Raw genomic sequence first — 7,044 nt, forward strand, 5'->3', positions numbered from 1 at the left:
CACCGGAACGGGCGGGGGCCCGCTGCCGGCCAGCACCAGCCTGTACCGCCGCCCACCCGGCAGCTGCTCCTGCACCGCACGCCACGCAGCGAGGGCCACCAGGCACAGCACCAATACCCAGCAGAAAGAACTCTGATCACCCATCACGTCAGGAACCTCCCGGTCGTCGGTCTTTCCTGTTCCACGCCCCGAGCAGCGTCAGGGCGCCCGCCGCACACCCGCCCAGCAGCAGGACGAACGCGAGTTCCACCGCCCGCGCCCCCGCACCCGCCAACCCGGCCACCGCCGCCGTCACGTCGGCCCCGCCGCGAGCGACACCCCGCGCACCGCCAGCAGCCCGACCAGTCGCTCCCAGCCCGCCCCGGGGACCAGACCGCCCACCACCGGGAACTCCACCGCCGGGGTGGTGACGGCCAGCCCGTCACGGCCGGCGGCCAGCGTGTGGATCTCCGCCACCCGGCGGCGCCCCGAGCCCGGCTCCCTGACCAGGTGCACCACCAGGTCGAGCGCGGCCCGGAGTTGGCTGTGCAGCGCGGGCCGGTCGAGCCCGGCGAGCGAGCCCAACGCCTCCAGCCGGACCGGCACGTCCGCCGCCGTGTTGGCGTGCACCGTGCCGCAGCCGCCTTCGTGCCCGGTGTTCAGCGCGGCCAGCAGGTCCGACACCTCGGCCCCGCGGACCTCTCCGATCACCAGCCGGTCCGGACGCATCCGTAGCGCCTGCCGGACGAGGTCCCGCAGCGTGAGCTCACCCAGCCCCTCCTGGTTGGGCGGTCTGCTCTGCAACCGGACCACGTGCGGATGGGCCGGCCGCAGTTCGGCGGAGTCCTCCGCGATGACGATCCGCTCCTCCGGCCCGACCAGGCCGAGCAGGGCCGCGAGCAGCGTGGTCTTGCCCGTGCCCGTCCCGCCGGACACCAGCAGCGACAGCCTGGCCCGCAGGATGCCGGCCAGCAGGCCGGCGCCCTCCGGCGGCAGCGCCCCGCCCGCCACCAGTTCGTCGAGCGTGAACGGCTGGGGCCGGCAGACCCGCAGCGAGATGTGCGTGCAGCCGGCCGCGATCGGCGGCAGCACGGCGTGCAGGCGGGTGCCGTCCGGCAGCCGGGCGTCCACCCAGGGCCGCGCGTCGTCCAGCCGCCGCCCGGCCGCGGTGGCCAGCCGGTGGGCCAGCCGCCGTACCGCCTCGGCGTCGGCGAACCGGATTCCGGCGGCCCGGTGCAGGCCGCCGCCACGGTCGACCCACACCTCGTCCGGACCGTTCACCAGGACGTCCGTGACGTCGGGCGCCGCCAGCAGCCGCTCCAGCGGGCCCGCACCCACCAGTTCGGCACGCAGCGAGCGCACGGTGTCCAGGACTTCGTCCCCGCCGAGCGGCGGCCGGGTGGCCCGCAGCACCGCCGCGACCGACCCCGCCGTCGGGGCGGCACCCGACTCGGCCAGCCGCAGCCGGACCGCGTCCACCAGCTCCGCCGTCCGCTCCTCCCGGGCGGTGCGCCCGTACGGGCAGGGGTGGCGCGGCGCTTCGGGTGACCCGCCGGGCGGCGGCACGCTCCTGAGCGACCGGTGCTCCCGCGCACCCTCGCCCCGGCTCTTCGGACCGCCCCCCGCCCGCACGGTGGGGCCTGTTCTACGCAGACGGACCATCAGTACACACCTCCTCCGACCGCCGGCACCGGCGGCAGCACCTCGTCCAGGAAGGTCTCGCAGAAGCGCGCGAGCGGGCCGCCGTCCCGGATTCCGGGCGGGACGCCCTTCTCGACGTCCTCCGCCAGGCCGGGTTCCGGCTCCAACTCCCCCGCGAGCTCCAGTCGCAGCCCGCGGGCGATCCGGTGGGCCGGGAGTCCGAAGGTGCGCGGCGACCGCACCACCGCCCGGACGTCCCCGAGCCGCATCCGGGTGGCCGCCGCGACCCGGTCGGCGGCGGCCACCGCGCGCAGTTCGGCCGGCACCACCAGCAGCGCCAGGTCGGACTGCTCCAGAGCTTGCCCGGCGGCCGCGTCGAGATGGCGCGGCACGTCGACGACGACCAGCCCACCGCGCCGCCGGGAGGCGGCCAGCACGCTGCGCATGGCCTCCGGCGGCACGGTCAGGGTGTCGCCGCGATCCCAGGACAGGCAGGAGAGCGCGGAGAGCCGTTTGAGCACCGGTAGCGCCCTGGCCAGTTCGACCCCGCTGACCCGCCCGCGCGAGCCGGCCAGATCGGGCCAGCGCAGCCCGCGGGCCGCCTCGCCGCCGAGCAGGATGTCGAGGCCGCCGCCCAGCGGATCTCCGTCGATGAGCATCGTCCGCCGCCCCGCCCGCGCGGCCGTGACCGCGAGGGCGCAGGCCAGGGTCGAGGCTCCGGCCCCGCCCCGGCCGCCGAGCACGGCGACGGTGAGCGCCGGGGAGCCGGCGCCCTCGGCCGCGTCGGCGATCCGGTCGAGCAGCCAGGCCTCGGCGTCGGGGAGGAACAGCACGTGTTCGGCGCCGAGTTGGACGGCTCTGACCCACACCCCGGCGTCGTCGAGGTCCAGCCCGAGCAGCAGCACCCCGCCGCGCCGGCCGAGCCCGGCGCACCGGGCGGCCTGGTCGTCCCCGATGAGCACCAGTGAGGCGCCCTCCCAGAGCTCGCGCGGCGGTGGTGCGCCCCGGATCAGCCTCGGTTCGGTGCCGGCGGCCGCGCAGAGCCGCAGCAGGTGCTCGGCCAGGCCCTCGTCCTCGGTGACGACGAGCGGGCCGCTGGCCCCGGGCCCTTCGGTGGTGGCGTGGTCGGCGATCGGCGTCGACATGGTGGGCTCCCCTCTGCGCCCCCGGCCGCCAGGGGCGGTCCGGGGCGCACGTCGGACGGTTCCGGCGAACGGCCGCCCGGCAGACCTCGTGGGAGAGAGGGAGGTGAGATCCGCCCGGCGACCGCCGCCGACCATCACGGTGGGGGGAGATCGGGATTCCGTCATCCACGATGCGAATACCTGTGGATAACTCGTGGGCTGTGGAGGAAAACGTTCACCCGGGCGAGGGATTTATCGTCAAAGAATTGACGATCGGGGATCACGGATGTGAACCGGAAGCCCGTCGCACCCTCGCCGGCCACCGGACGGACCCTCCCGGCCGCCCCCTCGGGCACCCCGCCGCAGCAGCTCTGCCCACCGATCGGAACCAGCCGAAGAGCCACGGGCAGCCATGAGCAAACAGCGACGCAGAGTGACGAAAGGTGGTCAGTGGACCAGGGTGTCGACACCCCCCGTACACCGTCGGCAGGGCGGCCGCGGCGCTCGCCGCGAGGGGCCTTCAGGGCCCAAAAATGGCCCCGGACGTGCGACGACCCCCGCCGGGGGGGAGAGCGGGGGTCGTCTATCCACGGCCCGACTCGGGGGGGAGGAGCCGGACCGGGTTAGCACGGTCGCGAACGATCCGTGACTTCCATGGTGTACCCGAGCGGCCAGAAACACAAACCCGCACGCCCACGAGTACACCGAATGGCGGCCTGTTTTGCGGCTCCCTCTATCCTCGGTTCCCGTGGACACCACCGAGAACGCCGACGACCACGCCGACGAGTCCCCGGGCGAGGCCACCGGGCCCGCGCAGACCCGCTCACCCGTTCGCCCCGGGCCGGGCGGGCCGCGCACGGCGGCCTTCTTCGACCTGGACAAGACCATCATCGCCAAGTCGAGCGCGCTGGCCTTCAGCCGCCCGTTCTACCAGGGCGGTCTGATCAACCGTCGGGCCGTACTGCGCAGCGCGTACGCCCAGTTCGTCTTCCTGGTCGGCGGCGCGGACCACGACCAGATGGAGAAGATGCGCGAGTACCTCTCCTCGCTCACCCGGGGCTGGAACGTCCAGCAGGTCCGCGAGATCGTCGCGGAGACGCTGCACAACCTGATCGACCCGATCATCTACGACGAGGCCGCCTCACTGATCGAGCAGCACCACGCGGCCGGTCGGGACGTGGTGATCGTCAGCAGTTCGGGCTCCGAGGTGGTCGAGCCGATCGGCGCGCTGCTCGGCGCGGACCACGTGATCGCCACCCGGCTCAAGGTCGAGGACGGCTGCTACACCGGCGAGATCGAGTACTACGCCTACGCCGAGAACAAGGCTGCCGCCATCCGGGAGTTGGCCGAGTCCGAGGGCTACGACCTGGCCGCGTCCTACGCCTACAGCGACTCCTCCACCGACCTGCCACTACTGGAGGCCGTCGGCCACCCGTCGGCGGTCAACCCCGACCGCGCGCTGCGGAAGGAGGCGCAGGCCCGGGAGTGGCCGGTGCTGGTCTTCGACCGGCCGGTGGAACTGCGGCGGCGGCTCCCGGAGTTCTCCGCGCCGAGCGGCTCGGTGCTGACGGCCGTGGCGATCGGGACGGCGGCCGTGACCGCCGGGGTCATCTGGTACCTGGCCCACCGGCGCCGCCCGGAGGCCTGAACCGCCCGCCTCGGGCCCCGCAACGCGGGCAACCGCAGGCCCCGCAGCGCAGGGCAAATCAGACAATCAGCACAGAGTTCTCTTTTCGGGTTCCCCTTTCGCCCGAAACGCGATACAAATGAAGCACGGCCCGCGAGACCCGGTCAGGACCCGAAGAGGTCAAACCGACAACGCAGTTAAGGCCCCACGGACCGCGTGTTCAGGTATCCGAGCACCCACATGCAGCCGACCCGCTGTCGGGCCGCTGGACCAGACGAACGGGCAGGATCCCCGTCTGATCAGCACTTCCGGTGCATGCATGGTCACCCGGTATCTGCACCAGCGGCGGCACCAGGCAGGATCGGGTGCCGCCGCATCTTCGTGCCGGAAGCGCCAGAAGCGCCCGCGGTCCCCGCCCGCGCCGCCCCCGCGGCCCCCGCCCGCTCAGACCATCCCGCGCTGCATCGCCTCGCAGACCGCCGTACTCTCCCGCACCCCGAGTCGCAGCGCCCGCCCGCAGTGCGCGATCCAGGCCGCCATCCCCTCGGGCGCGCCCGCCAGATAGCCGGCCAGGGCCCGCCGGTAGGCGTCGGTGCCGAGTTCCGCCAGCCCGACCTCGGCCGGGCAGATCGACTTCGGGTCGAGCCCCTCGGCGAGCAGCACGATCCGCTGGGCGGCCCGCGCGATCACGCCGTTGTACGCGCCGAACGGCCGCAGCGCGAGCAGTTCGCCGTGCACCACGGAGGCGACCACCAGGGCCGGCGTCCCCACGCCCTGGCCCTCGGCGCGCGCCACCAGCAGTCGGGAGAGCTGGTCGAGCCGGGCCGCGACCTCCTCGGCACCCGGGGCGGGCGGCAGCGCGGGCAGCGGTTCGTCCACCTGGACGACCTCGACGCTCTCCACCGGCTCGAGCCCCAGCGGGAACAGGTCCTCGACGCCTTCGCCCGCGCGGCGGGGCCGCCCGGCGGACGGCTCGCCGTCGCCGACGGCGAGCAGGTGCAGCCGGGCCAGCACCTGGAGCGGCGAGTGCCGCCAGATGCTGAGCAGCTGGCCGGCCTCGGCGGCGATCCGCAGGGCCGCGCCGACCGTCCGAGCCTCGGGGTCCGCGCTGAAGTCGCTGCGGCGCCGGACCTCCTCCAGCGGCCAGTCGGCCCCGGCCAGCGCCGCCGACGCGCGGGCGCCGCGCAGCGCGGACTCGGAGGTGACCTCGGCCGCGCGGCGGCGCATCACCCGGTGGCCGTAGAGCCGGTCGACGGCCTTGCGGACCTCGGCCACGGCGTCGGGCACCCCGGGGAGCTGGGCCAGCGGGGCGAGGGGATCTGTTCCAGTGCTCACCTACCCGAGAGTAATGAACAGCCGCCCCCTCCCGGAACAGCAACCCCGGATCACCCATTAGAGGCAATCCTCACTTCCCTCCGCCGAGGAGGCCCAAACCCCGGCTAGCATGGCCACTATCGGAGACGATAACTATTTCCACTTAGGGCGCCTCGGCATGTGCGGCCCCTGAGCAGGTGGCCCCCCGAGCGCGGGCCCAGAGCGAGAGCCGGAGTCCCAGATGAAGATCGCCTTCGTCGGCAAGGGCGGCAGCGGGAAGACCACGCTGTCCGCACTGTTCATCCGCCATCTGGCCGCCGCGGGCCGGCCGGTCATCGCCGTCGACGCCGACATCAACCAGCACCTGGGCCCGGCCCTGGGTCTGACGGATGCCCAGGCCGCGGAGCTGCCCTCGCTCGGCGCGCACCTGCCGGAGATCAAGGAGTACCTGCGCGGCAGCAACCCGCTGATCCGCTCGGCCGACGAGATGATCAAGACCACGCCGCCCGGCCGGGGTTCGCGCCTGCTGCGGATCGTCGAGGAGAACCCGGTCTACGCCGCCTGCGCCCGCCCGATCGCCCTGGACGAGGGATCGGTCCGACTGCTGGCGACCGGCGCCTTCACCGAGGAGGACCTCGGGGTGGCCTGCTACCACTCCAAGGTCGGCGCGGTGGAACTGCTGCTCAACCACCTGTTGGACGGCCCCGACGAGTACCTGGTCACCGACATGACGGCGGGCTCGGACTCCTTCGCCTCCGGCCTGTTCACCCGCTTCGACCTGACCTTCCTGGTGGCCGAACCGACCCGCAAGGGCGTCTCCGTCTACCGCCAGTACAAGGACTACGCCCGCGACTTCGGCGTCCGGCTGCGGGTGATCGGCAACAAGGTGCAGGGCCCGGACGACCTGGCGTTCCTGCGCCGGGAGGTCGGCGACGACCTGCTCACCACCTTCGGGCACTCGGACTGGGTGCGCCGTCTGGAGCAGGGCGCCGAGCCGCCGCTGAAGTCGCTGGAGCCGACCAACCGGGCCGTCCTGGAGGAGCTGCGGGCCGAGGCCGAGTCCGCGTACGGGCAGCGGGACGTACGCCGCTACACCGAGCAGGCCGTGCTCTTCCACGTGCGCAACGCGGAGAGTTGGGCCAACGCCAAGGTCGGCGTCGACCTCGCGACCCAGGTGGACGAGGCCTTCGTGCTGGGCGGGGTCGGCGGCGAGCGGCCCGCCCCGGCGGGTGCGCGCGCCTGACGCCGCTCCGCCCGAACGGGCCGGGGGGCGCCCCCCCCCCCCCGGGGGGGGCCCCCCCCCCGCGCCCCCCCCCCCCCCCCCCGCCCCCCCCCCCCGCCCCGCCCCCCCCCGCGCCC

5 protein-coding genes are annotated in these 7,044 nt (G+C 74.3%); 2 read left to right on the forward strand and 3 right to left on the reverse strand.

The window, feature by feature from the left end:
* Positions 1–291 precede the first annotated feature (291 nt).
* Both AB0O82_RS31900 and ssd read right to left on the reverse strand, forming a co-directional pair.
* Positions 292–1,641 (reverse strand): TadA family conjugal transfer-associated ATPase, encoded by a 1,350-nt coding sequence (locus tag AB0O82_RS31900; protein WP_363587421.1) that lies wholly within the window; start codon positions 1,639–1,641, stop codon positions 292–294.
* On the reverse strand, positions 1,641–2,765 hold the full coding sequence (gene ssd, locus AB0O82_RS31905; protein ID WP_363587423.1) for a septum site-determining protein Ssd: 1,125 nt from the start codon (positions 2,763–2,765) through the stop codon (positions 1,641–1,643). The genes AB0O82_RS31900 and ssd overlap by 1 nt, the downstream gene beginning before the upstream one ends.
* Before the next feature lie 727 nt (positions 2,766–3,492).
* On the opposite strand from ssd, the gene AB0O82_RS31910 reads away from it, so the two are divergent.
* Positions 3,493–4,392: an HAD-IB family hydrolase gene (locus AB0O82_RS31910; protein ID WP_363587425.1), complete on the forward strand. Its 900-nt coding sequence runs from the start codon at positions 3,493–3,495 to the stop codon at positions 4,390–4,392.
* 423 nt (positions 4,393–4,815) lie between these two features.
* Here AB0O82_RS31910 and AB0O82_RS31915 read toward each other — a convergent pair whose 3' ends face one another.
* Positions 4,816–5,706 (reverse strand): oxidoreductase, encoded by an 891-nt coding sequence (locus tag AB0O82_RS31915; protein ID WP_363587427.1) that lies wholly within the window; start codon positions 5,704–5,706, stop codon positions 4,816–4,818.
* Positions 5,707–5,926: 220 nt separating this feature from the next.
* Between AB0O82_RS31915 and AB0O82_RS31920 the strand changes: the two genes are divergently transcribed.
* The gene (locus AB0O82_RS31920; RefSeq protein ID WP_363587429.1) at positions 5,927–6,928 is read left to right on the forward strand and encodes an ATP-binding protein; all 1,002 of its coding nucleotides are present in this window, start codon (positions 5,927–5,929) and stop codon (positions 6,926–6,928) included.
* The last annotated feature ends 116 nt before the right edge of the window (positions 6,929–7,044 follow it).

The organism is Kitasatospora sp. NPDC088264, assembly GCF_040685715.1.
Classification (GTDB): domain Bacteria; phylum Actinomycetota; class Actinomycetes; order Streptomycetales; family Streptomycetaceae; genus Kitasatospora.